Annotated in this window: 20 protein-coding genes, 1 tRNA gene and 2 riboswitches; of the genes, 19 read left to right on the top strand and 2 right to left on the bottom strand. The window is 63.9% G+C overall.

The genetic code is table 11. From position 1 onward, the window contains the following. Window positions 1-15: 15 nt before the first annotated feature. The 11 genes from purM to ACW4QM_RS09280 all read left to right on the top strand — a co-directional run bounded on the left by purM (window position 16) and on the right by ACW4QM_RS09280 (window position 10,606). Complete coding sequence (purM, locus tag ACW4QM_RS09330) at window positions 16-1,089, top strand: phosphoribosylformylglycinamidine cyclo-ligase (RefSeq protein WP_161127971.1); 1,074 nt, start codon at window positions 16-18, stop codon at window positions 1,087-1,089. Further along, the gene (purN, locus tag ACW4QM_RS09325; protein WP_161127972.1) at window positions 1,089-1,706 is read left to right on the top strand and encodes a phosphoribosylglycinamide formyltransferase; all 618 of its coding nucleotides are present in this window, start codon (window positions 1,089-1,091) and stop codon (window positions 1,704-1,706) included. Before purM ends, purN begins: the two co-directional genes overlap by 1 nt. A 96-nt stretch (window positions 1,707-1,802) precedes the next feature. Then, window positions 1,803-2,795, top strand: a complete 993-nt coding sequence (locus tag ACW4QM_RS09320; RefSeq protein ID WP_161127973.1) for an XdhC family protein — start codon at window positions 1,803-1,805, stop codon at window positions 2,793-2,795. Window positions 2,796-2,894: 99 nt separating this feature from the next. After that, window positions 2,895-2,977: riboswitch (ZMP/ZTP riboswitch) on the top strand. A 129-nt stretch (window positions 2,978-3,106) separates the two neighbouring features. Continuing rightward, window positions 3,107-3,742, top strand: a complete 636-nt coding sequence (locus tag ACW4QM_RS09315; RefSeq protein ID WP_022738809.1) for an IMP cyclohydrolase — start codon at window positions 3,107-3,109, stop codon at window positions 3,740-3,742. 260 nt (window positions 3,743-4,002) lie between these two features. Then, window positions 4,003-5,184, top strand: coding sequence for a phosphoribosylaminoimidazolecarboxamide formyltransferase (locus tag ACW4QM_RS09310; protein WP_161127974.1), 1,182 nt, complete (start codon window positions 4,003-4,005; stop codon window positions 5,182-5,184). A 155-nt stretch (window positions 5,185-5,339) separates the two neighbouring features. After that, a riboswitch (adenosylcobalamin-variant (AdoCbl-variant) riboswitch) is annotated at window positions 5,340-5,455 on the top strand. A 31-nt stretch (window positions 5,456-5,486) separates the two neighbouring features. Then, window positions 5,487-5,996 carry a DUF4430 domain-containing protein gene (locus ACW4QM_RS09305; protein WP_117284192.1) on the top strand — a complete coding sequence of 170 codons (510 nt, stop codon included), beginning with the start codon at window positions 5,487-5,489 and terminating at the stop codon, window positions 5,994-5,996. A 90-nt stretch (window positions 5,997-6,086) separates the two neighbouring features. Continuing rightward, entirely contained in the window at window positions 6,087-7,253 is a 1,167-nt protein-coding gene (locus ACW4QM_RS09300; protein WP_117284191.1) for an ATP-grasp domain-containing protein, read from the top strand. Between the two features lie 43 nt (window positions 7,254-7,296). After that, window positions 7,297-8,496, top strand: a complete 1,200-nt coding sequence (locus ACW4QM_RS09295) for a lysylphosphatidylglycerol synthase transmembrane domain-containing protein (RefSeq protein ID WP_161127975.1) — start codon at window positions 7,297-7,299, stop codon at window positions 8,494-8,496. Window positions 8,497-8,539: 43 nt separating this feature from the next. Next, on the top strand, window positions 8,540-9,022 hold the full coding sequence (locus ACW4QM_RS09290) for a PaaI family thioesterase (protein ID WP_114548164.1): 483 nt from the start codon (window positions 8,540-8,542) through the stop codon (window positions 9,020-9,022). A 75-nt stretch (window positions 9,023-9,097) separates the two neighbouring features. Continuing rightward, a tRNA-Pro gene (locus tag ACW4QM_RS09285) sits at window positions 9,098-9,174 on the top strand. A 217-nt stretch (window positions 9,175-9,391) separates the two neighbouring features. Beyond that, window positions 9,392-10,606 carry an acetate/propionate family kinase gene (locus ACW4QM_RS09280; protein WP_114548163.1) on the top strand — a complete coding sequence of 405 codons (1,215 nt, stop codon included), beginning with the start codon at window positions 9,392-9,394 and terminating at the stop codon, window positions 10,604-10,606. A 302-nt stretch (window positions 10,607-10,908) separates the two neighbouring features. Here ACW4QM_RS09280 and ACW4QM_RS09275 read toward each other — a convergent pair whose 3' ends face one another. Continuing rightward, window positions 10,909-12,708 carry an FAD-binding protein gene (locus ACW4QM_RS09275; RefSeq protein ID WP_161127976.1) on the bottom strand — a complete coding sequence of 600 codons (1,800 nt, stop codon included), beginning with the start codon at window positions 12,706-12,708 and terminating at the stop codon, window positions 10,909-10,911. Between the two features lie 342 nt (window positions 12,709-13,050). Between ACW4QM_RS09275 and ACW4QM_RS09270 the strand changes: the two genes are divergently transcribed. Together ACW4QM_RS09270 and ACW4QM_RS09265 are read left to right on the top strand one after the other, a co-directional pair. Continuing rightward, window positions 13,051-14,721, top strand: coding sequence for a helix-turn-helix transcriptional regulator (locus ACW4QM_RS09270; RefSeq protein WP_161127977.1), 1,671 nt, complete (start codon window positions 13,051-13,053; stop codon window positions 14,719-14,721). Continuing rightward, window positions 14,633-16,174, top strand: a complete 1,542-nt coding sequence (locus ACW4QM_RS09265; RefSeq protein WP_306506321.1) for a vWA domain-containing protein — start codon at window positions 14,633-14,635, stop codon at window positions 16,172-16,174. The genes ACW4QM_RS09270 and ACW4QM_RS09265 overlap by 89 nt, the downstream gene beginning before the upstream one ends. 75 nt (window positions 16,175-16,249) lie before the next feature. On the opposite strand, the gene ACW4QM_RS09260 is transcribed toward ACW4QM_RS09265, so the two are convergent. After that, window positions 16,250-16,690 (bottom strand): metallopeptidase family protein, encoded by a 441-nt coding sequence (locus ACW4QM_RS09260; RefSeq protein ID WP_161127979.1) that lies wholly within the window; start codon window positions 16,688-16,690, stop codon window positions 16,250-16,252. Window positions 16,691-17,339: 649 nt separating this feature from the next. On the opposite strand from ACW4QM_RS09260, the gene tatA reads away from it, so the two are divergent. The 6 genes from tatA (at window position 17,340) to ispD (ending at window position 25,428) form a co-directional block, all read left to right on the top strand. After that, window positions 17,340-17,609 (top strand): twin-arginine translocase TatA/TatE family subunit, encoded by a 270-nt coding sequence (tatA, locus tag ACW4QM_RS09255; protein ID WP_114538803.1) that lies wholly within the window; start codon window positions 17,340-17,342, stop codon window positions 17,607-17,609. A 96-nt stretch (window positions 17,610-17,705) separates the two neighbouring features. Continuing rightward, the gene (gene greA / locus ACW4QM_RS09250) at window positions 17,706-18,176 is read left to right on the top strand and encodes a transcription elongation factor GreA (protein ID WP_022738867.1); all 471 of its coding nucleotides are present in this window, start codon (window positions 17,706-17,708) and stop codon (window positions 18,174-18,176) included. Window positions 18,177-18,185: 9 nt separating this feature from the next. Continuing rightward, window positions 18,186-20,195, top strand: coding sequence for a lysine--tRNA ligase (gene lysS / locus ACW4QM_RS09245; RefSeq protein ID WP_161127980.1), 2,010 nt, complete (start codon window positions 18,186-18,188; stop codon window positions 20,193-20,195). A 147-nt stretch (window positions 20,196-20,342) separates the two neighbouring features. Next, window positions 20,343-21,362, top strand: a complete 1,020-nt coding sequence (locus ACW4QM_RS09240; protein ID WP_161127981.1) for an ion transporter — start codon at window positions 20,343-20,345, stop codon at window positions 21,360-21,362. Between the two features lie 140 nt (window positions 21,363-21,502). Further along, the gene (locus tag ACW4QM_RS09235) at window positions 21,503-24,088 is read left to right on the top strand and encodes an ATP-dependent Clp protease ATP-binding subunit (protein ID WP_161127982.1); all 2,586 of its coding nucleotides are present in this window, start codon (window positions 21,503-21,505) and stop codon (window positions 24,086-24,088) included. Between the two features lie 497 nt (window positions 24,089-24,585). Further along, window positions 24,586-25,428, top strand: a complete 843-nt coding sequence (gene ispD, locus ACW4QM_RS09230; RefSeq protein ID WP_022738886.1) for a 2-C-methyl-D-erythritol 4-phosphate cytidylyltransferase — start codon at window positions 24,586-24,588, stop codon at window positions 25,426-25,428. Window positions 25,429-25,471 lie beyond the last annotated feature (43 nt).

Raw genomic sequence — 25,471 nt, 5'->3', positions numbered from 1 at the left:
ACTGAAAGGAACCCCATGGAAAACCAGAACAGCGTGACCTATGCCGAGGCCGGCGTCGATATCGTGGAGGGCGCCCGTGCCGTGGACGCCATCAAGGACACGGTGCATTCCACCTATCGCCCCGAAGTGGTGGGCGACATCGGCGGCTTCGGCGGCCTGTTCTCCATCGCGGTGGCCAAGGACATGGTCGATCCGCTTTTGGTGTCGGGCACCGATGGCGTGGGCACGAAGCTCAAGGTCGCTCAGCGTCTTGGCGTGCACGATACGGTGGGCATCGATCTGGTGGCCATGTGCGTGAACGATATTCTTGCCACCGGCGCGGAGCCTTTGTTCTTCCTCGACTACGTGGCCGTGGGCAAGCTGGATGCCGAGGCCATGGCCAAGATCGTCGGCGGCATCGGCGAGGGCTGCCGCCAGTCTGGCTGCGCGCTCATCGGCGGCGAGATGGCCGAGCATCCCGGCGTGATGGACCCGGACGACTACGATCTGTCCGGTTTCTGCGTGGGCCTGGTCGATCGCCCGCGCATGCTCGATCCCGAAAGCGTGCGCGAAGGCGACGTGCTCATCGGCCTCGCCTCGTCCGGCCTGCATTCCAACGGCTACTCGCTGGCCCGCAAGGTGTGCATCGAGGGCCGTACCGAGGAGGAGCTGCGCGAGGCTCGCGAGGACTTGGGTGGCCAGAGCATTCTGGAAGCCCTGCTCACGCCGACGCGCATTTACGTGAAGCCGGTGCGCGCGGTCATGGAGCAGGTGCCCGGCGGCATCCGCGCTCTGGCTCATATCACTGGCGGCGGCATCACCGAGAACCTGAACCGCGCCTTGCCCGCAGGCGTGAACGCCGAGGTCGATTTGGGCACCTGGCCCATTCCGTCGGTGGTGCGCTTTGCCTGCGAGCAGGCGAATCTTTCGGAGGCGGAGGCGCTGAAGACCTTCAACATGGGTCTCGGTATGGTGCTGATTGTTGATCCGGCTGCTGCTGAGGCCGTAGAGGCCGCTCTGGCCGCTGCTGGCGAAGAGACCTACCGTGTCGGCCGCATTGTCGCTGGCGAAGGCGAGGTCCAATACGCCAACGAAGGGGAGCTGTTCTAATGGAGAAGCTGAAGATCGGCGTGCTGCTCTCCGGCAGCGGAACGAACCTGCAGGCCATTATCGACGAGATCGCGAATGGCCTGCCTGTGGAAATCGTGCACGTGCTGTCATCGCGCCCCGATGCCTACGGCATTGAGCGGGCGCGCGCGGTCGGCATTCCCGTGACGGTGTTCGATCGCTCCTGCTACGAGGATCGCGAGGCGGCTGACGCCCGCATCGCTGCCATCATGCAGGAAGCCGGGGTCGAGTACCTGGTCATGGCCGGTTACATGCGCAAGCTCACCCCGGTGGTGCTCGACGCTTTCCCCGACCATGTGCTGAACCTGCATCCGGCGTTGCTGCCCTCGTTCAAGGGGGCCCATGCCATCCAGGACGCATGGGATGCCGGTGTGAAGGTGACGGGCGTGACGGTGCACCTGGCTAACGAGGACTACGACAAGGGCCCCATCGTGGCCCAGCGAGCAGTGCCGGTGCTGGAGGACGACGACATCGATGCTTTGGAGGCGCGCATCCACGAGACGGAGCACATCATCTACCCCGAAGTGCTGCGCGCCATCGCCGAGGGCCGCATGACCTTGGACGCCGACCGTAAGATTCACATTCGCTCGGTCGATTAGGGCAATCTGGCGTTGATCGAGCGGCCGATCCCGGGCCAATGACAAGAATTTCAGATTTTGTGACCAGATTTGAAAAAGTTTTTGTTGGAGGAAGCGATGAAGCGCGAAACTATAGCAACCATCATTGAAGACCTGCAAGCCGGACGCACTCCGGTGCTGGCCGTGGAGGATTTCCCGGCGTTCTCGGATGAGGCAACGGCGGGCGATCCGCATATCGGCCCCGAGACGCTGCAGGCCATCGCCGCCACGCTGACCGAGGCCGACATTCCTACGTTTGAGCGCGCTCTGCGCGCCATGGATGAGGGCGATCTGGCTTGGCTCGGCTTCAAGGTCGTCTACGATGCAGCTGCCGCCCAGGGCAACGTGGACAATGAGGTCACGAAGAAGTACGGCGAGCAAGGTTCCGCCGATGGCGAGCCGCTCGTGTTCTTCTGCAACGACGCCAAGGAGATCGTGGCCTCGCGTGAGCTTTCGCCTCGCGACACCTTTCAGGCAAAGGACGTTACCCGCGGCCCTTCGATGCACAACGACCAGTTCGACGGCCTCACCTGGGCCAGCGAGCCGCTCTTCGGGAAGGTGCGTGTCTGGTTGCTCGGTGCGTCGGATGCGGCGGTCGAGGTGGCACAGCTCGCCGATCACGTGGGCTTCCATGTGGTGGCCGTCGACTACGACCCGGCGTTCTTGAACGAGGAGCGATTCCCGCAAGCCGAGCGCATCATGCTGCATGGCGGCAATTTCGACGAGTTGGCCAACATGCCGGCGCGTCCCGAGGACTATGTGTGCGTGCTCACGCGCGGGCATATGTTCGACCCGGAAAGCTGCATCTGGGCGCTGCAGAACGGGGTGCACTACGTGGGCATGATGGGGTGCGCGGGGAAGAACTCTACGGTGCATGACCTCGTCATCAACGCGGGCATCTCCGAGGCCGATTGGGATCGCGTGAAGCGCCCCATCGGGCTCAAGTTCGGCGCTAAGACCCCGGCTGAGCTGGCCATCGCCATCGTGGCCGAGCTGGTCGATGTGCGTTACAAGCAGCGCTACAGCGACGAGGCCCGCAACCGCCACGAGAAGAGCCTGGGTCGGGAGTAGCCGCTCTTCCTGTGCGCGAGCCGCCGACGGAAAAGCCGTGGGAAAACGGGGAGCGCTCTTCCTCAGGAGGCTCTTTCCGTGATACCCTGCTCCCTGAAGCGAACGCGCTGTGACTGACGGGTACGCGTGGGAAACCACGGGGGAGCAGCGCGCTTATCCCGCCGACCGTCTGGGCAAGCCTTCTCGCAGGAGGGGCTTGCCCTTTTTCATTGGGCGGGATGCGAAAAACCGTCGACGTGGCTGAGGGCCAATGCGAAAAGCGTGCGGGCTGCAGCGGCGTCGGAGAGAGCCCCAAGAGAAAGGGAACGCCTGTGCAAGATCTCGTCGAACTGCTGAAGAACAACCCCTACCCGGGCCGAGGCATCGTGGTGGGCAAGGATACGGTGTACTACTTCATCATGGGTCGCTCGGTCAACAGCCGCAACCGCATCTTCGCCATCGAGCCCGACGGCATCCGCACCGAGGCCCACGATCCCGCGCTTCTGGAAGACCCGAGCCTCATCATCTATCACCCGGTGCGCACGATGGGCGACGCGCTCGTGGTCACCAACGGCGATCAAACCGACACCATCGTGGAGGCGGGTGATTTCCGCGCTGGCTGCATGCAGCGCGAGTACGAGCCCGACGCGCCGAACTTCACGCCGCGCATCTCGGCCATCGTAAACCCCGACGGCTCTTTCGAGATGTCCATCTTGAAGCACGCCGATGGCGACCGCTGCACCCGCGAGTTCTTCGCCTACGAGGGCGTCGATGAGGGCTGCGGCTACTTCATCAGCACCTACCAGGGCGACGGCAATCCGCTGCCCACCTTCGCCGGCGAGCCCATCCCCGTCACGCTGCCGACCCCCGATGCCCTGTGGGCCGCGCTCAACGACGACAACAAGGTGAGCCTGTATGCCAACGTCGGCGGCGAGGTAACCCTCTACAACAAGAACCTCGGCGACTAAAGATGCCAACACATTTCAACTGCGGCTGAGCTTAGCGGGATGCGGGGCGCCGCTCACCAAGCGAGTTCCGCAGCGAACGAACTGCGCACCCTCAACCATGGTTGAGCTTAGCGAAGATACGGGGTGTTCTGACCGAGCGAGTTCCGCAGCGACTGGAAATGCCCAGTGGGCATTTCCACAAAGCGAGGACTGTCTGAGCGAATCAGAATACCGCGTAGCTTCGCCCCCGAGGAGACAGAAAGCCATCAGATAGGAGACTCATGAACGAACTGGAACTCAAGTACGGCTGCAATCCGAATCAGAAGCCGTCGCGCATCTTCATGAAGGACGGCAGCGATCTGCCCATTCAGGTGCTGAACGGCAAGCCCGGCTTCATCAACTTCCTCGACGCCTTCAACTCCTGGCAGCTCGTGAAGGAACTGAAGGAGGCCACGGGGCTGCCGGCGGCCGCTTCCTTCAAGCACGTGTCCCCGGCTGGGGCCGCTGTGGGCCATCCCCTCACCGAGACCGACCGCGCCATGTACTTCGTGGAAGAGGAGGGCGAGCTTTCCCCCATCGCCTGCGCCTACATTCGCGCCCGCGGTGCCGACCGCCTGTGCTCCTACGGCGACTGGGCGGCGCTGTCCGACGTGTGCGACGCCGATGTGGCCCGCTATCTGGCGCGTGAGGTGTCCGACGGCATCATCGCGCCGGGCTACACCGACGAGGCGCTGGAGATTCTGAAGACCAAGCGCAAGGGCTCCTACAACGTGGTGCAGATCGATCCCGATTACGTGCCGGCCGAAGCCGAGCTGAAGGACGTCTTCGGCATCACCTTCGAGCAGGGTCACAACAACTTCGAGATCAACGAGGCGCTGCTGGAAAACGTGGTGACCGAGAACAAGGAGATTCCCGAGGCGGCAAAGATCGATATGATCGTCGCGCTCATCACGCTGAAGTACACCCAGTCCAATTCCGTGTGCTACGTGAAGGACGGCCAGGCCATCGGCGTGGGCGCCGGCCAGCAGAGCCGCATCCACTGCACGCGCCTGGCGGGCAACAAGGCCGACCAGTGGTGGCTGCGCCAGATGCCCGAGGTGCTGAACCTTCCCTTCAAGGACGACGTTCGCCGTCCCGATCGCGACAACGCCATCGACGTGTACCTGTCCGACGACGAGTGCGACGACGTGCTGCGCGACGGCGAGTGGCAGCGCGTATTCACCGAGCAGCCCAAGGCGCTCACCCGCGAGCAGAAGAAAGACTGGATCGCGAAGATGAGCGGCGTGACCGTGGGCTCCGACGCCTTCTTCCCCTTCGGCGACAACGTGGAGCGCGCCCGCAAGTCCGGCGTCGATTACATTGCCGAGCCCGGCGGCTCCATCCGTGACGACAACGTCATCGAGGTGGCGAACAAGTACGGCATCGCCATGGCCTTCACCGGCATGCGCCTGTTCCATCACTAATCGGGCGTTTGGGGCCTTGTCTGGGGCCTAAGGTGTCGGTTGTCGAACCCTTTGCGGCCGCTCTTTCGGGGGCGGCCGTTTTGCGCCATAATGGGTACGTCAATGGCCCGTCGGGCCGCGCGTGGGAGCGCGGTGTGCGCCGTGGATGAGGATGCGGCAGGTACGTGCCTCGGGAAATGCGGGTGGAAAGCCCGCGCTATACCAGTAACCGTAAGGTTCGCCGTTGCGCCGAAGGGCGTGGCGGCGGCGAAGTCGGAACACCGAGCCGAGCAAGAGGGCCCTGGAAGAAAGGATAAGGAACTATGAACAAATTCGACATCACGGAGCTTCCCAAGCAGTGGCTCGTGGCCTTGGTGGCCCTGGCCTTCACCTTCTTGCTGGTAGTGCCGGGCTGTGCCGGCGAGGCGGCCGATAACGGCGGCAGCGGCAGCGGAGAGAACGCGGCCGAGCAGGCGGCCCAGGTGGCCGAGGAAGAAGGCCCCATCGAGGCCGGCCAGGCGGCGGAGGACATCGTCGTGCCCGTTTCCATCACGATGCCCGAAAGCGCCGGCGCCGAGCCCAAGACCATCGAGGTGACGGTAGCCGATGGCTCCACGGTGCTGCAGGCGACGGAGGCCACCGGCTGGGACGTGCAGGTGGAGAACAGCGACTACGGCAAGTTCGTCACGTCAATCAACGGCATCGCCAATGGCTCGGAAGGCGATGCTTCCGGCTGGGTATACACGGTGAACGACGAGCAGGTGATGGAAGCTTGCGACGTGCGCCAGCTGACCGCCGGCGACTCGGTGCAGTGGTCGTTCTACGTGGGCTAACCCGCAGCTCGTGTAATCCGACGGGCTCCTCCCCGCGAGGAGCCCGCTTTGCAGCTCCGTTGTTTTTCTTGGCGTTCTAAGGAGTTCCCCATGATCATTCTCGACGAGCCCTACGCCTCCGTTCCGCTGCTCGATTGGATGGAGGCCTCGGCCCATCCCGTGCTCGCCAACGAGTTTACCGAGAAGCTGACGGCCGGCGGCCGTGCGTTGAACTTGGTGGACGCCGCCGAGTGCGCCCGGCGCCTGGAAGCGGGGGAGCGCATCTACACGAACTCCGAGAACGCTCTGGCCTGGATTCTCGATCACGTGGAGAATCCGACGCTCACTGACGCCATCCGCCTGTTCAAGGACAAGGCGGCCATGCGCGAGAAGCTCGCGCCCTTAAGTCCGGGCCTGTTCCACGAAACCGTCGATCGCGCGGGGCTGGAAGCGGTGAACGTCGCCGACTTGCCGTTGCCGGTGGTGTTGAAGCCCTCCGTGGGGTTTTGCTCGATGGGCGTCTACGTTATTGAAGAGCCGGAGGACTGGGCGGCCGCCGTGGCCGATATCGCCCGGCGCGAGGACGGGTGGCACGAGCGCTATCCGGAAAGCGTCGTCGGCAGCAGCGAGTACCTTATCGAGGGTTACCTCGCGGGCACGGAATACGCCTTGGACGCCTACTTCGACGAGGGCGGCACACCCCATATCCTTAACATCCTGCGCCACGACTTCGCCGGCCCGGAGGATACTTCCGATCGCATGTACCTCACCGACGGTGCCATCGTGGACGCCTGGAACGACCGCTTCACGGCGTGGCTGGCGGCCGTGAACAAGGTGGTGGGCGCCCGCAGCATTCCCGTGCACGTGGAATTGCGCGTCGATGAGGATACGATCGCCCCCATCGAGTTCAACCCCCTGCGCTTCGCGGGCCTCGGCGGCACCGATGTGGCTTTCTACGGCGTGGGCCTGCGCACCTACGAGGCCTTCCTGGAAGATACGCCAGTCGATCTGGAAGCGCTGTACGCGGCGCATCCGGGCAAGGTGTACTCCATGTCGCTGCTGAATCCGGCTCCCGAGGCCGACTTGGCGCGCCCCTTCGACGGCGCGGCGCTCTGCGAGCGGTTCAGCCATGTGCTCGCCTACCATGGGTTCGACCCGGTGACGGTGGGCTTCTACGGGTTCCTGTTCCTGGAAACCGATGCGGAAGGCACGGGAGCCGACGAGCGCGATTGGCTTTTGCGCAGCGATCTCATGGAGTTCGTGGGCGGCGCGTTATAATGATGCACCTACCCCTGTCTCCTACCACGACGGAGGTGCGCTGATGCGCGGCAATTTGCAGAAAATCATGATCGGCCTGGTGGTCGTCATTGTGCTTGCGTTCATATTCTTTTCCGGCGACTCGCTGGTGAAGCTCGTCGACACCATCAAGCAGGGCACGCCCTTCTTCATCATTGCGGCGGTGGTGGCCCAGCTGTGCAAGTACCTGGCCCAGGGCCGCGGCTTTCAGGCCTGCTTCAACACGGTGAACGGGCACATCAGCTACCGCACGGGACTTTCGCTCGTGTTCGGCACCTTCTTCATGAATACGGTGGCGCCTTCTATGAACCTGGCCGGCACGTCGCTCGTCATGGCCACGGCCACGCGCAACGGCATGCAGGCGGGCAAGGGCACCACGGCGGCGCTGCTCATGCAGCTGTCCATCGATTCCGGCTTCGTCATCATCATGCTCACCACCTTCGGCGTGCTCACCTTCACGGTGGGACTGCAACCGGGCTGGCTGGCGCTCGGGCTGGTGGCCGTGGCGCTCGTGGGCGGCCTCGTGTTCGTCATCGCCGTGGGCGGTCTGAAGCCCCAGCTGGTGCTGAAGGTGCTGCGGCCCTTCGTGAAGCTGGCGGACAAGATCCTCGCGAAGTTCAAGAAGCCGGCCATCGACGAGTCCGTGGAGCGCACCATCCACAACTTCTCGAGCGCCGCGCACCTCATCACGAAGAATCCGCGCAAGACGGTGCAGTCATTTTTGTGGACGACCCTTTCCAGCATCTGCGAGATGAGCTGCTTCGTGCTCGTCGGCTTCGCGTTCGGCGTGCACCACCCAGAAGCGCTCATTTGCGGGTATGTTGTGGCCACGCTGTTCGCTATGATTTCCTTTGTGCCCCAGGGCGTCGGCGTTGTGGAGGCGGCGGTAACCGTGGCCTTCGCGCTCTTCGGCATCGATTCGGCCACGGGCCTTGCGGTGGTCATCGTCTACCGCGGCATTGTGTTCTGGCTGCCGTTCCTCGTGGGCGCGGTGGTCATCCAGCGCATCAAGGCGTTTATGCCGCTGGGAAAGCGCGATCTGAAAGGCAAGGCCGAAGCCATGGAGAACGGGCTGCCCGACAAGGTGGAGGCCGTGAAGCAGGTTGAAGCCAGCGAGGCCGCCAAGTGGGAGACTGCCGAGGCGCGGCCTGAGCTTGAGAAGGTGCCGGCAGGGGCCTCGGGAACCGCGACCGGGCCAGGGACGGTCCCAAAGGAAACGAAGTAGGCGGGAGCCGGGAAGACGCCTGGCGCGAAAGGATGCAAACGCGATGACGGAGACGAATCTGACGGGCGCGGCCCTGGAAGTGGCGCAGAAGCGCGAGACGCAGGGGCTCAACCACACGCTGGGCGTTCACTTCACCAAGGTGGAGCCGGGCCTCGTCGAGGCGGAGATGCCCATCACTCCGGCGCTTTTGCAGCCTTTTGGTTTTTTGCACGGAGGCGCCACTATTGCGCTTCTGGAATCGGTCGCTTCGGCCGGCGGCGAGCTGGCGTGCGACTTGGAGACTGAGCAGCCCTTCGGCGTGGAGGTGACCATCCGTCACAAGAAGAGCGGTCGGGAAGGCGACGTGGCTCGCGGCGTGGCGAAACTCGCCGAGCGCAAACCGTCGTCGAAGGCCGGCTACAAGCTGTACTGGGATGTGGCCGCCTACGACGGGGACGGCGACGTCATCAGCGACGGCGTCATCGTGGTGAAGGTGGTGCCGAAAGACTACCTCGCCCAAAAGCTCGCCGAACGCGGGCAGGCGTAAAATTCCGCCGACTTTTCTCTTGCGCTGTGCGGGCTCTGTGGTATCATAGCGTTCGCTGTCCGCAAGGAAGCATTTCGGGTTGTGGCTCAGTTTGGTAGAGCGCTGCGTTCGGGACGCAGAGGCCGCAGGTTCAAATCCTGTCAACCCGACCATCGAATTCAAGAGCCGGCCTCGCGCCGGCTCTTCTTGTGTCTGCCTGCGGGTGGGTTCCAAGGGTCGGTGAGGCTTTGGCTCGCGCCTTCGCGTGCCGTGTCTAAAACAGCTGATTTAGGCCCCGCGGTCTAGCGGGGAGGACACGGTATAATGCCAGGTTGACGTTGTGCGCTCTCGGTGCCCCGAAGGGCCGTTTTAGTGCAAGGAGGAGATCTCATGCGCATACTGGTTGTGAATGCGGGTTCGTCGTCGCTAAAGAGCCAGCTCATCGAGACCGACGGCAAGGTGTCGCTCATGAAGTGCCTGGCCGAGAAGGTGGGCACGCCCGACGCCTATATGAACGTGTCCTTCGCGCCGGATTTCCAGAAGGCCACCTATCGCGTGGCGGACATGACCGTGGCCGAGTGCTTGAAGAAGCTTTTGGAAGTGCTCGTCGACGATCCGGAGAGCCCCATCAGCGACCTCTCGCAGATCGACGCCATCGGCAACCGCATCGTGGCCGGCGGCGAGTACTTCACCAAGTCCGTGATCATCGACGAGTCGGCTCGCGAGAAGCTTGAGCTGTGCGAGGAGCTGGCGCCGCTGCATAACCCGCCAGCCGACGCCTGCATCGACATGATGGCCGCGCTCATGCCGAACACGCCCCAAGTCGCCGTCTTCGACACCGCCTTCCACGCCACGATGCCGCCCAAGGCCTACATGTACCCCCTGCCGGCCCGCTACTACGACGACTACCGCATCCGCCGCTACGGCGCCCACGGCACGAGCCACCGCTACGCGGCTCAGCAGGCGGCGAACCTGCTCGGTCGCCCGCTGCGCGATCTGGGGCTCATCACGTGCCATTTGGGCAACGGCGGCTCCATCACGGCGGTCAACCACGGGAAGTCCATCGACACCACCATGGGCTTCACGCCGCTGGAGGGCCTCATGATGGGCACGCGCTCCGGCTCCATCGATCCGGCCATCCTCACCTACATCATGCGCCGCGAGGGCATCTCCTTCGACGAGATGGATGCCGTGCTGAACCGCGAGAGCGGCGTGCTCGGCGTGTCGGGGCTGTCGGCCGACATGCGCGACGTGCTGGCGGCGGCCGATGCGGGCAACGAGCAGGCGCGGCTGGCCATCGACATGTACGTGTACCGGGTGCAGAAGGCCATCGGCGGCTTCTATGCGGCCATGACCCGTACCGACGCCGTGGTGATGACCGCCGGCATCGGCGAGAACTCCGCCGAGCTGCGCGAGCTCATCTTCGACGGGCTGGCCCACATGGGCATGATCCTCGACCGCGAGCGCAACCACGTGGTGGGCCAGATCGGCGTGAACCGCATCATCTCCATCGATGACAGCCCCATCAAGATTTGCGTGGTCACCACCGACGAGGAAATGCGCATCGCCCGCGAAACCGACAACCTGGTGAGCCAGCTGGGGTAAAGCCCTGCTTGTCGGCAGGCGGCAAGCCGTCGACCCGTAGCCCGGAGCGGCATTTTGACGAATGCGGGAGCGCTGCGCGGCAAAATGGTGCTTCGGGCTGCGGTGTTTATGTGGGATAACTTTCTAGAAAATGAAGAAATACCAGGTCATAAGCTTGGACGTATTTGTTATATTCGGCTTACACCGCAGCCCGAGACGCGAAAATGTCGGAGACGACGGTCGGTGCTGGCAAAAAGACGGCCCGTGCTACGGGCGCCAGGCGGCGGCGCTCGCGGCACGGGCCAGATGTTGCTTGGGGCTTCTTACTTCCCGGCGGCGGCGTTCTCGCCGGCGATCTTGCCGTACACCATGCACATGCCGCAGGAGAGACCCTTCAGCGAGATGGGGTACTGCACCGCGAAGCGGCCGCCCTGGGTGGCGCCGGCCGCGTACAGGCCGGGGATGAGCTCGCGGTCGGTGTTGTACACGTGGCAGTCCTCGTCGGACTCCAGGCCGCCCAGATTGCCCAGGGTGAGGGCGCACCCGCACTCAGCGGCGTAGAAGGGGCCGTTCTCCAGGGCGAACAGGCGCTGGGGGCTCTTGAAGAAGTCAGTGTCCTCGCCGGCGCGGGCCAGCTCGTTGTAGCGCTCGATGGAGGCCTTGGCGGTCTCGACGTCCATGCCCTCGATCATGCCGAGCAACTCGTCGATGGTGTCGGCCTTAAGGCAGCGGCCCTCTTCCACGGCTGCATCGATATCGGCGGGGGTACGCACGTTGATGCGCAGGCCGGAGGCGGTGTACTCGGGCAGAGGCTCGTCGCGGTAGATGCAGGCCACGCCGTGGGCGGCGGGGAAGTACGCCAGCTGCTCGGGCCAGGACGCGTCGAAGAACTGGTAGGCCTTGCGCTGAGGCTGCAGCTCCACCTGGTTCTCCAGCTGCTGGCCGGGCAGGTCCTCGTTCATGAAGCGCTTGCCGCGCAGGTTCAGCCAGAGGTAGCCGTTGTTGCCGATGACGCCGCGGCCGTCGGCGCCGGCGCCGCCGCCCATGTGGTGGATCATCGGGGCGTGCCACTGCTCGATGGCGGCACCGGCCCAGGCTCCCATCTTGTGGCCCTCGCCGACATTGGTGTAGTTGCCTTCGTCATCAAGGTCGATGCTCAGGATGTCGATGCCGTTTTCCACGCATTCCGGCGCGTAGAACTTCATCATGTCCTCGTTGCCCAGGTAATCGCCCGTGGCCAGAATGACGCTGGGCGCGGTGATCTTGAGGTAGCCGTCGGAGCCGGCGGCCTGGGCGTAGATGCCCGCGACGGCGCCCTCGTCATTCAGGATCAGCTCGACGCCCTTGGTGGAGTAGCGCACCTCGGCGCCGGCGTCCACGGCGGCCTGCAGGTTGTCGGCCATGACGGTGGCCAGGCTGCTGAATCCGACCGAAGTGGGATAGCAGGGCAGGTCCTCTTTGGTGTAGTCGTAGGTCTCCGGCACCGGGTACATGTAGGGGAACATATAGTTGGCCTGGGCGTCCGTCGGAATCTCGGCGTAGCTTTCAGGCGCCATGTACAGGTTCTTGCTGGCGCCGACGAACCAGTCGAGCGCAGCGCCGGACTCATCGTAGTAACGGCTGATGATGCTCTGGCTCACGTGGTGGCTGCACTCCTCCATGTGCATGTTCACGACCATCTTCTTATCGAGGAAGCCGTCGCCGCGGCCCCACTGGGCCTGGGTCTGGCCGCCGAAGATGGCCATGTCGCTGGCCACGCTGTTAAGGTGCGAGGAAGACTCAAGGCACACCACCTTCGCGCCAGCCTCGGCCGCGGCGCGGGCCGCCGGCACGCCGGCTGCGCCCAGGCCCACCACGACCACATCGGCCGTCAGCTCTTCTTCCACCTGATCGTCGCTGATTGCGGGCGCCTCGCCGAGCCAGGGCAGCGTGCCCGTGCCGTCGAAGCCGACGGTGGAATTGGCTGCGCCCGTGGTGCCAAGCGTCTCGCCCGCGCTGCTTGAAGAGGCGGCCGGCGCGGCCGATTGCGGCGCGCAGCCGGCGAGTCCGGCCCCCGCGATGGCGGCGCTGACGAGCGCGGCTCCGGAGAGGAAATTGCGGCGAGTGACGTTCATTTCAGACATGAGAACCTCCCTGTTTCCCGTGGGGCGCTTCCGTGCTGCCCCGTGGCGTCCCCGGCGGTTCCGGGGGCGTTTCTTCGTCGGCGCCGTGGCCGACCTGCTGGGGCTATCATGGCCCGTGCGGCGGCGGTGCGCATCAACCGCCGGGGTCGAATCGGGGTCGAATGCGAGCCGCAACGGCGCTTCTTCGACGGGTGGAAAAGGCGAAATCACGGTTGAATGAGCGGCAAAACCCCAGGTGGAGTATCGTCCGTTAGGGTTGAATGGCCGTTTGTGCCCGGTATTTCGACGGGGCCGCGCCCAGGCGGTCTTTCTTGTGCCATAATGCCCCTGGAAGGGAGGATCGTGACCAAACGCAACGCCATAGGGATACGTCCGGAGCATATCCGCTTTGCGGTGGGCTACGGAAGCGTCAGCGCCTGGGGCGTTATGATGCTCTATGTGCCGTGGGCCGCGTCGCCTGGCTTCTCGTTGCAGGCGCTTCTGTCCATGGTGCCCGGGCTCGTTGTGTGCCTGGCATGCCTGCTTCTCTTCCGGCAGCACCTGTCGCTTTCGGGACGCACGCCGCTTGTGGCCGGGGCGGCTCTTCTTACGAGCTCGGGGACCCTTGCGTGTACCTATCCGACCCTGGCCGCCATACCGGGCGCTTTTGTGACAGGCATGGCACTTTCGGGTGGGTTCGCCATCTTGCTCATCATGGCGTGGTTCGACGCCTTCGCGCATATTGGCCCGCGCGGCATCATCGTTCTCTCCGGCTGCAGCATCGTCGTGACGGCACTGGGAAGCTGGTTCTTCGTCCAATGCGACGACGCCTTGGCCAGTGTGCTCACCTCGCTTCTGCCCATGCTGTCCTTCGTGCTTCTGCCTTTGGCGTCTGCGAAGGCGCCGAAGAGCGGGGAAGGGGAGGAGACGCCAGGGGCCTTGCAAGGTAGCGCGACGGCCGTTGGTCGGGAAGAAGAGCGCGGGGAGCGTGCCCCCGAGCGCTTGCTGGTGCGAACGCCGGGACTTGCCGATGTGCTGTCGGCGGCGGTGCCCCTGCGCACGCTGGCCGGCTTCGCTATCACCTTCTTCGTGCTCAGCTCCATCACCACTATTGTTGTCGGTCGCGACGATCTCTCGCAACTCGGCGCGCCTTCGCTCGTCATTCCGCTGGCAGCGGCGCTCTTCTTCGTGGCCAGCGGCTTTTTCGCCCGCGGGAAGATCGATCCCTCCATTCTCTACAAAGTGCTGCTGTGCGCGTCTGCGGCCTTCGTTTTCTTTTCGTTCTACCTGGGGGATGTCAACGGCGCGCTCACGCTGCACGCCCACAACATCATCGAGGCCATGGCCTGGGTCGTGCTGGCCTTGGGTGCGAAGAAGACGCCGGTGGCGCCGCATCTGGTCTTTGCCGTGGGCTGGATCGCCGAATGCGTCGGCAAGACGCTGGGCCAGTTGGTGGCGCCTTTGCTCGCCGGAGACCCGCTCGTGCTTATGGCCGTCGTCGTCATGCTGGTGCTTTTGGGCGTCGGCTTCGCCTTCAGCGAGGGCTACAACCTGCTTGACATCGATGACGAAGAGGGAAAGGCCGAAGCCCTCGCAGCCGAGCGTGTCGAGGCTGCCGAAGGCGCGAGTGCGAACGCTCGCCGCGAGGCCCTTCCCGTCGCGGTCGGGGAGGACGGAGCTCCTGCGGCTGTATCCGAAACAGCAGCTTCTCTCCCGTGTCGTTCCGAGCGCAGCGTCGCAGGCGCGGAGTCGAAGGATCGTCCCGCTGACGGCGAGAGCACCGACGAGCATTCTTGCGGTGAGCGCCCGGACCTCTACGCCGCCTTCTGCGCCGAGTACGACCTCTCGCCCCGCGAAAGCGAGGTCTTCCGCCTGTGGGTGACGGGCCACGGCCTGAAGTACATCCAGAACGCGCTGTTCGTCTCGGAATCCACGGTGAAGTCGCATCTGCGCAGCATCTATCGCAAATGCGACACCCACAACCGCGACGAGATCATCGCCCTCTTCGAACGCGAGACGTCGGAGCTCGGTTGACGCGTCCGGCGCGGCTGGTTGCGAGCCTGCGGCCGGCTTCTGCGGCGAGGGCTACACCGACGCCGGCGAGCCCGATTTCGTGAGCGCTGCCGAGCAGCCGCTTTCCACGCTTTCTGCCGATGCGGACACGGCCTCCTATGCCAACCTGCGCCGCCTCGTGAGGTCGGGCGCCGGTTTGGGAACGATTGATCCGGGCGCCGTGCGCATCGAGGAGATGCTGAACTACTTCGACTACGACTACGCTGCGCCCGCAGAGGGCGAGGATTTCGCGCTGACCGCCCGCGCCGGGGCGTGCCCCTGGAACGCCGAAAGCGAGCTGGTCGTGCTCGGGCTTACGGTAGGGCAGGCGGCCACGGAGGCACCGCCGACGAGTCTCGTGCTGCTGGTGGATGTGTCGGGTTCCATGGGGGACGCCGAGAAGCTTCCGCTTCTGAAGGAGTCCATGGTGCGTATCGTGAAAGGGCTGCGGGCGGAGGATCGGGTCTCGATCGTCACCTACTCCGGCGTGGAAGAGGTGGTGCTCAAGGGGGCTTCCGGCGATGATGCCGAAGCCATCCTCGGCGCTATCAACGGTCTTGAGGCGGCTGGTTCCACCAACGGCGAGGCGGGGCTTTCCATGGCCTACCGCGTGGCCGAGGAGACGCACATCGAGGGGGGCGTGAACCGCATCGTCATGGCCTCGGACGGCGATTTGAACGTGGGTATCTCCTCCGAGGAGGAGCTGAACGCCTTCGTCAGTGAGAAGCGCGGCCAGGGTACCTATCTCTCGGTGCTGGGCTTCGGCTCGGGTAACTACCAGGATGCCAAGATGGAAACGCTGGCCGATCACGGCAATGGCTCGTACCATTACATCGATTCCGCCGACGAGGCAGCCCGCGTCTACGAGCGTTTTCTGGCCGCCGGGGCGGTTCCTGTGGCCGACGATGTGAAGCTGCAAGTGGAATTCGATCCGCGGATGGTGGAAAGCTACCGGCTCATCGGCTACGCAAACCGCACCATGGCCGATGAGGACTTCCGCAACGACGGGGCCGACGCGGGAGAATTGTGCGCTGGTGCCGAGCTGACCGTCGCCTATGAGGTAGTGCTCACCGACGAGGGACGACGTCGCGAAGGGGATGAGCCGTGGCTCACGTGCGCGGTGCGCTACCAGCCGGCCGGCGAGCGAGCGGGGGAGGCGCCGGCAGAGCAGCGGTTCGCTGTGGGCCGCGAGAGCTGGTCTGCCGAGCCCGGCGACGACTGGTCGTTGGCCGCGGCGGTCATCGAGTTCGGCATGCTCGTTCGAGGCTCCGAGTTCGTCGGTACGGCCACGGCCGATGGCGCGGCCGCCCTGGCCGAGAACTCCGCGAGCGCGCTGGACGCCACCGACCGCACCGCCCGCCGCGAGCTGGTCGATCTCATCCGCCAAGCATCCCGCAATGCCGCCGCCTTCGATGGCGTCGTTGCTGCTAGCTGAGAGTTTTCGTTGGAGGGTTCCTGCTAAATTGTGCTTCTGTCTCGAGGGAGCTGCTTGTCCGGTGACGGGGCGCACCTACTCGTAGCCCATGGCGGCCAGTTGATCCTCGCTGAGGCCGAAGTAGTGGCCCAGTTCGTGGATGATAGTCTTGCCGATCTCTTCCACGATTTCCTCGCGGCTGTCGAAACAGCGCTCGTGGGGGCCTTTGAAGATGGTAATGACGTCGGGGATGTCGTCGTCGTAGCCGTTGGCTCGCTCTACGATGGACAACCCGTCGAACAGCCCTAAGAGATCGTCGAGCTCGTCTTCTCCGCTCTCTTCCTCGCAGTCGTTTTCTGCTGCATCGGCTGCAGGTCGCGCGGGCTCCTCGTCATCGTCGTAGCCCAAGTGATAAGCGCTCGGCTCCTCTTCCCACACCACGGCCACGTTCTGCAACGCTTCCATGAACTGCTCGGGCATCGCATCGAGCGCCTCGGCGATGGCGCTTTCAAATTCCTCATCGGTCATGCGATACATGGGAACCTCCAAGTGGTTGGACACTGTTCGCGTCAAATGGTGACAGTGTGCGCGATTGCAATTATTGTAGTGTAGCAGCTGCCACTTCCTTGGCGTACGCTGCGTCTTAGCTCTATGGTGAATTCGACATATCTCGGCACTCCTATGCCAGGATCACAGGTTTGGTATTGCGCGGGGCGCAGCGCTGGCGGGATCGGAGGTTTGGTACCGCGCTGCGGGAAAATACTGGCGAAATCGTGCGTTTGGTATCTTTTCGTGGCAAGATCTTAAGTTTGGTACCCGCTCTTGGGCGAATCTCGAGGTTTGGTACCTGCGAAAGCCGCGCGAGAGAATCGCGACCAGGCATTTCTTCGGGCGCAGGAAACCAAATCGCCGAAGTCGGCAGAAATCAGGGAACCAAACTTCGATTTCTGCCAGGGCCACGCCTCCAGAGGAGCCAAACGGCCTGATTTGCCAAAGTTGCCGTCATCGTCGGGCGTCGTTGAAGTATTTGTGCGAAACACGGCGCGGTGAGGGGGTTTGTGTTACCATTGCCCGCGCATTCAAAGGCGCGCGGAGGGTCCGGGCGCACTGCTCGTCGGAAGTGACGCGCCGACGGCAATTATCGACAGGCAAGGCGACCCCTTGCCCGACCTTATGGAGGAATTGCATGAAGATTCTGGGCATGGGAGTTCCCGAGCTCCTCATCATCCTGGTCGTTATCCTGCTCATCTTCGGCCCGAAGAACCTGCCCAAACTCGGCAGCGCGCTCGGCAAGACGGTGAAGAACCTGCGCGAGGGCATGGGCGCCGGCGAAAAGGACGTCGAGGAAGCCGCCGACGACGAGGAAGTCGTCGAAGTGGTGGAAGAGGTCGTGGAAGAGCCTGCTGCCGCTCCGAAGAAGACGGTGAAGAAGGTCGTCAAGAAGAAGGCCGAGTAACCTCGCTCCTTCGACAACATCAGGTAAGAACGGTGGTGCGCCCGCTGCGTTAGGCGGGCGCACCACCGATGTATAAGAGAGAAAACAGGAATCATCATGGCTAACGACAACTACGTGCTGACCGAAGAAGGCAAGAAGAAGCTCGAGGAGGAGCTGCACTACCTCGAGAACGAGAAGCGCGCCGAAATCGGCGAGCGCATCAAGGTCGCTCGCGAGTTCGGCGACATCTCCGAGAACTCCGAGTACGACGACGCCAAAAACGAGCAGGGCATGATGGAGGCGCGCATCGCCGAGATCAGCCGCATCCTCTCCGAGGCCACCGTCGTGAACGCGCCGAAGCGTTCGAGCAAGGTGAATATCGGCTCCACGGTGACCGTGGACATGAACGGCCGCGAGCGCGTGTTCACCATCGTGGGCGGCGCCGAGTCCGACGCCCACGAGGGCAAGATCTCCAACGAGTCGCCGGTGGGTCAGGCGCTGCTCGGCTGCAAGAAGGGCGACGAAGTGACGACGACCGGCCCCACCGGCCGCGACATCAAGCTGACCGTTATCAAGATCGAGCACTAGGAGACCGGAATGGCCGAAGCGGTAGAAATCATCGAAGACGATCCCATTGAGGTGCGCCGCGCCAAGCGCGAGGCGCTGATTGCCGCGGGCATCGATCCCTATGGGCACTCGGTCAAGCGCAGCCATACGGTGGGCGAGCTGAACGAGAAGTACGCGCACTTGGAGGACGGCGAGTCCACCGAGGATGAGGTGCTCATCGCCGGCCGTGTCATGGCCAAGCGCGTCCAGGGCAAGATCGCGTTTCTGGAGCTGCGCGAGTCCGGCTGCGACATTCAGCTGTTCTGCCGCATCAACGCGCTGGGCGAGGAGGCCTTCGCGGCGCTGTGCGATTTGGACGTGGGCGACTGGATTGCCGTGCATGGCACCATGATGCGCACGAAGCGCGGGCAGCTGTCCGTGGCGGTGGATTCCTTCGAGCTGATGAGCAAGTCGCTGCGACCTCTGCCTGAGAAGTTCCACGGCCTGACTGACAAGGAGACCCGCTATCGCCAGCGCTACGTGGATCTCGTCATGAACCCCGAGGTGCGCACCACCTTCGAGCGCCGCTTCAAGATCGTCTCGGCTATCCGCCGCTACATGGAGGGCCAGGGCTACTACGAGGTGGAAACGCCGTTTCTGCACGCCATCATCGGCGGGGCGAACGCGAAGCCCTTCATCACGCACTTCAACGCGCTCGATCGCGACTACTACCTGCGCATCGCCACGGAGCTGCCGCTGAAGCGTCTGCTCGTGGGCGGTTTCGAGAAGGTGTTCGAGATCGGTCGCCAGTTCCGCAACGAGGGCATGGATCCGTACCACAACCCCGAGTTCACCACCATGGAGGCCTACGAGGCCTTCGGCGACCTCGACTCCATGATGGATCTCACCGAGGGCTGCATCAAGGCCGCGGCCGAGGCGGCCTGCGGCACCCTTAAGATCGAGTACCAGGGAACGCCGGTGGATCTGTCCGGCGACTGGCGCCGCGCCTCCATGATGGAGCTGGCCAGCGAGCACGCCGGCGAGGAGGTGTCCTTCGACCGCACCCGCGACGAGCTGGTGGCCATTCTGGAAAAAAACGGCGGCCATGCCGAGGCGGCCTGGGGCAAGGGCAAGCTCATCTCCGAGATCTTCGAGGCCGTGGCGGAGGAGAAGCTCATCCAGCCCACCTTCGTCATCGACCATCCGCTGGAGATCTCGCCTCTGGCGAAGAAGCATCCGGAGAACCCCGAACTCACCCAGCGCTTCGAGCTGTTCATCCTGGGCCACGAGTACGGCAACGCCTTCACCGAGCTGAACGACCCGGTGGATCAGGCCGAGCGCTTCCGCGCCCAGGTGGCGGCCAAGGACATGGGCGACGACGAGGCCATGGGCTTCGACGCCGACTACATCCGCGCGCTGGAGTACGGCATGCCGCCAGCCGGTGGCGTGGGCATCGGCATCGACCGCTTGGTCATGCTGCTCACCGATGCGCCGTCCATTCGCGACGTGCTGCTGTTCCCCCACATGAAGGACGAGGTGCTCGGGGACGGGAAGCCGGTGGGTGCGACTGAGAAGGCGCCGGCCGAGGGTGCGCCGGCCGAGGGTGCACCGGCTGCAACTTGCGCGGCTGAGGCTGCCATTGCTGAGACGGCCGAGCCCTCCGAGCCCATCGACTTCTCCAACGTCGTCATCGAGCCTCTCTTCAAGGACGAGGTGGACTTCGACACCTTCAGCAAGTCGGACTTCCGTGCCGTGAAGGTGAAGGAGTGCATCGCGGTGCCGAAGTCGAAGAAGCTGCTGCAGTTCACCTTGGACGACGGCACGGGTGCCGACCGCACCATTCTGTCGGGCATCCACGCCTACTACGAGCCGGAGGAGCTCGTGGGCAAGACACTCATCGCCATCACCAACTTGCCGCCGCGCAAGATGATGGGCGTGGCCTCCGAGGGCATGCTCATGTCCGCGATTCACGAGGTGCCCGGCGACGACGGCGAGCCCGAGGAGCGCCTGAACCTCCTCATGGTGGACGACCGCATCCCCGCCGGCGCCAAGCTGTACTAGGCGCTCGCGCTGACGACTTCAGGACGGCCCCCTTCGCAACTGCGGCGAAGGGGGCCGTCCTTTGTATCCAGCTTCTTGACGGCTGGTGAATGACGGCGCGTTGTGGGGCGCCCTCTGCTTAGAATGGGAGGGGAGAGGAGGTGCCCCATGAGCGCCACAGATGACGACCAGCAACGCGACGAAGACGACGAGCGCGCCGCCCGCGAGCGGCGAGAGCGCCGCGAGGAGCGCCGGCGGCGCAAGGAGCGCACGCGCCGCGAGGGCCTGCGTCGGCGCTTGGGCGACTCCTCCGCGTTCAAACGCGAGACCTTCTACGCTCTGGAGAACCTGAATCGGGCGAACTGGCCGGCGAAGATCGTCGGAGGTGCGCTGTTCGCGCTCATCCTCCTGAATGCTGTGGTGGTGTTCGTCTCCGCTCAGCCGGGACTCGATCCCGTGGCGGCCAATATTATCCAGGGCTTCTACCGGTTCTCGACTGTGTGCTTCTTCGTGGAGTATATCGCTCGTATCTGGATTGCCGATTTGGCCTACGGCAACTGTACGCCGGCTCGCGCGCGGCTGCGCTATATCTTCTCGCCGTGGGGCATCATCGACTTCTTGTCCTTCGGGCCGAATATGGCGGCGTGGTTCCTGCCCGTCACGCCCGCGCTGCAGAACATCATCAGCGTGGTGCGGTTGGTGCGCCTGATAAAGATCTCTCGCTACATGCGGGGTCTGCGCACCATCGGTCGCGTCATTTCGAAACACTATCATGAAATTGTGGCATCGTTTCTGGTCATCGCTATGCTGGTGGTAGTGGCCAGTGTCGTGATGTACGAGATCGAGCATCCGGCCCAGCCCGACAAGTTCAACAACCTTTTGTCCGGCATCTACTGGGCCGTGACCACGGTGACCGGTACCGGCTACGGCGATTTGGTGCCCATTACACCGGCGGGGCGCATCGTGGGTTCGGTCATCATGTTTCTCTCGGTGGCGCTCGTGGCCATTCCCGGCGGCATCTTCTCGGCCGGCTTCGTGGCCGAGTTCCAAAATGCCAACCTGCGCAAGATCGAGCGCGACGTCCGCCGCGAGGACGCCCGTCAAGACAACCGCGACGAGGAGGAGCGCGCCGCCGACGAAGAGGCCGAGCATGACACGCCTCCTCCCTCACAACGTGCCCACAAATGAGGGGTTTCCGGGATCCAGGTTTAGCAATTCAAGATAGGGAGTGCTAAACTGCACGGGAACTATTTACCGTGCCCGACGTGTCAGTTTCACCAGAGAGAAAGCATTCGCAGAAGGGCACCAACCCAAGGAACGAGGCAACCATGTCATTCGAGAAATTCACGGACAAGGCGCGTAAAGTGCTTGTCCTGGCTCAGGATGAGGCGCGCTCGCTTCACCAGCCCTACGTGGGCACCGAGCATATCCTGCTCGGCCTCATCCAGGAGAAGGACGGTCTTGCCGCCCAGGCGCTCGACCGCTTGAACGTCAGCTACGACGGCGTCGTTCAGGCCATCCGCCAGGTGGTCACCATCGACGAGGACACCGACGTCTCCGGACATCTCTCCTTCACGCCGCGCGTCAAGCGCGTGCTGGAGAACTCGCTGCGCGAGGCCATGCAGATGGGGCAGTCCTACATCTCCACGGAGCACTTGCTGCTGGGTATCGTGCGCGAGGGCGAGGGCACGGCGCTCGAGGTGCTGGGCCGCCTGAACGTCTCCGGCGACGACGTGCGCGGGGCGCTGAACGATCTTGTGGGCCAATCGCCGGTCTACGCCGGGCGCGCGGGCTTCGATAGCCCGGCGAGCTCGTCGGATTCCATGCTCACCGAGTTCGGCACCGATCTCACCAAGAAGGCCCGCGAGGGCAAGCTGGATCCGGTCATCGGCCGCGCGTCGGAAATCGAGCGCGTCATGCAGATCCTTTCGCGCCGCCAGAAGAACAACCCGCTCATTCTGGGCGAGCCCGGCGTGGGCAAAACCGCCATCGCCGAGGGCTTGGCGCAGCTCATCGTGGCCAACCAGGTGCCCGACATCCTGCGCAACAAGCGCCTCATCACACTGGACGTGTCTGCGCTCGTGGCCGGCTCGAAGTACCGCGGCGAGTTCGAGGAACGTCTGAAGAAGGTCATCAAGGAGGTCATGGACGCCGGCGACGTGCTGCTGTTCATCGACGAGATCCACACCATCATCGGCGCCGGCTCCGCGGAAGGCTCCATCGATGCGGCCGCTATCTTAAAGCCTCCGCTGTCCCGCGGTGAGATTCAGATCATCGGCGCCACCACCCTGGAGGAGTTCCGCAAACACCTGGAGAAGGACTCCGCGTTGGAGCGCCGCTTCCAACCGCTCACCATCAACGAGCCCAACGAGGAACAGGCCGTGCGCATCATGGAGGGCCTGCGCGACAAGTACGAGGCGCACCACGGTGTGCACTTCACCGACGAGGCGCTGACCGCCGCCGTGCAGCTGGCCAACCGCTACATCCAGGATCGCTACCTGCCCGACAAGGCCATCGACGTCATGGACGAGGCCGGCGCCCGCATGCGCATCCGCAACATGACGCTGCCCAAGGAACTGCGCGATTTGGACGAGAAGCTGCGGAAGGTGCGCGCCGACAAGGATCGCGCCATCGGCGAGCAGCAGTTCGAGCGCGCCGCCGAGCTACGCGACGAGGAAGAGGCCCTGAAGCAGGAGCGCGAAGAGGCCGAGAAGAAGTGGGAGGAGGACACCTCCAAGACCGTGCAGAACGTCACGGTCGAGGACATCGCCGACGTGGTGTCCATGTCCACTGGTGTGCCCGTGAGCAACCTCACCGAGGCCGAGACCGAAAAGCTGCTGCGCATGGAAGGCGTTCTGCACGAGCGCATCATCGGCCAGGACGAGGCCGTCACCGCGCTTTCCAAGGCCATCCGCCGCTCCCGCTCGGGCTTGAAGGATCCGAAGCGCCCCGCCGGTTCGTTCATCTTCCTGGGCCCGTCGGGCGTGGGCAAGACCGAGCTTTCCAAGGCGCTGGCCGAGTTCCTGTTCAACTCCGAGGACGCGCTTCTGTCCTTCGACATGTCCGAGTACATGGAGAAGCACACGGTGTCGCGCCTGGTGGGTTCGCCTCCGGGCTACGTGGGCTTCGACGATGGCGGCCAGCTCACCAAGGCCGTGCGCCAGCGCCCGTACTCGGTGGTGCTCTTCGACGAGATCGAGAAGGCGCATCCGGATGTGTTCAACATCCTGCTGCAAATTCTGGAGGAGGGGCGCCTGACCGACGCCCAGGGGCGCACTGTGGACTTCCGCAACACCGTCATCATCATGACCTCGAACGTGGGCGCCCGCGACATCACCACCACGACCACGCTGGGCTTCTCGAACTCGGGGCAGAACGGGCTTTCCGACAAGGAGATCAAGAGCCGCGTCATGCACGAGCTGAAGAACGCCTTCCGTCCGGAGTTTTTGAACCGTATCGACGAGATCATCGTGTTCAAGAGCCTGACCGAGGACGAGATCGTGCAGATCGTCGACCTCATGGTGGCCGAGCTGCGCGAGCGCATGATCGCCCAGAACATGACCATCAACCTGGACGACGCCGCCAAACGCCTCGTGGCCAAAGAGGGCACTGACACCGCCTTCGGTGCGCGCCCCTTGCGTCGCGCCATCCAGCGCATGCTGGAGGATCCGCTGTCCGAGCAGATTCTCGAGGGCCGCTGGACAAGCGGTTCGGTGGTGGACGTCACCGTGTCCGAGGACGGTGAGGAGCTGGTGTTCTCCGAGGGAACCGGTTCCATTCCGGCGCCCCGCAAGCGCGACTCCATCGCCCGTGACGCCGAGCTTTTGCTGACGAACTACGACCTGGGCCACGCCGGCGTGGGAAGTGGCCGCGGCGCCGGCACCCCCGCCGGTTCCCTGGCGGGAGGGGAATAGGGTCGTTTTCGGCTACTGGCGCTTGCCCGAGCGTATTGCCGGGCGGCCGCGATTTGCTCGGTGCACTTGTGGCTCGCCTCGCAGGCTGGGTCTTGACGAGCGCACTGCGCTCCGGTTGCGCAGCATGTGCGGATTTTGCTGTATGGCAGGAGGCTCTCCGGAGCCTCCTTTTTACGTGCTGGCGTTGCCGTCCCAGCGTTGCCGTCCCAGCATTGTCGCCCCGGCGTTGTCTCGGCGCGCTGTTTCCGGAAACGCTGCGGTAAATGCCAGTTCGACCCCGAAATGGCCGACACTTCGCTTCAGAAAAGGGCCCCAATTCGGCCATTTCGCCCTTCAACTGGCATTTTTGCTCATGGTTGAAGGCCATTTCGCCCTTCAACTGGCATTCAGGTGAGAAAATTCGAAAATCCCTCTGATGGCTTATACTATAAGCAAGTATCAGAGCGTGCCCTCGTGGTCTTGCGCTCGAACGCCACGCTATCGCCATGGGAGGATTTATGCCGAACATCATCGATCCCGTCACCGAGCCCTCGGTTCTTCGCGAGCCGTCTTTTTGCATGGATGAGCTCGATTTCGATGCCCTGAGCTCGCCGCTTCTGCAGCTGCAGGGCAAAGTGGACAAAAAGCCCCAGACGGCGGCCATCATTCTGGCCGGTGGCACAGGGGAGCGCTTCGGCAAAGAAGGTGGCAAGCAGCTGGTGGAGATTGCCGGCAAGCCCATCCTCACGTGGTCGGCCGAGGCCTTCGACGCGGTAGGCGATGTGGGGCTCATCGTCATCGTGTGCCCCGAGGAGCGCATGCACGAGTACTTGTCCCGCGCCATCGACCCGTTCCCGTTCGTGACGCCGGTGGTGCTCGCGCCTTCAGGGGCCATTCGCCAGGAGTCGGCGTTCTCGGGGCTCGAGATGGTGGGCGACGAGTACGAGTACGTGGTGCTGCACGATGGCGCCCGACCGCTCGTGTCGCCGGATCTCATCGAGCACACCATCAACATGGTGAAGGGCAACTTCGATGCCGACGGCGCCATTGTGGCGCATCCGGCGGTGGATACGCTGAAGGTCGTGGAAGACGGCGTGGTGGTGGGCACCCCCGACCGGTCGGTGTTCTGGAATGCCCAGACGCCCCAGGTCTTCCGTGCGGGCATCTACCGTCGCGCCCATGCAAGTGCGCTGTCCGACGGGTTCGTGGGAACTGACGACTCTTCGCTCATCGAGCGGCTTGGCGGCAAAGTGCTGATCGTGGAAGGGAAGCGCGACAACATTAAGCTTACGGTGCCCGAGGACTACGTGCTTCTCGCCAGTGCCGTTCGGACTATGCTTTTGAACTCCGAGCATCGATGACGGTTAACGAAGAGGCCACTTTTTGCAGCAAATCGCGAGTTAT

Source organism: Adlercreutzia sp. CNCM I-6207 (genome assembly GCF_977072305.1).
This window is presented reverse-complemented; position numbering and strand designations above follow the sequence as displayed.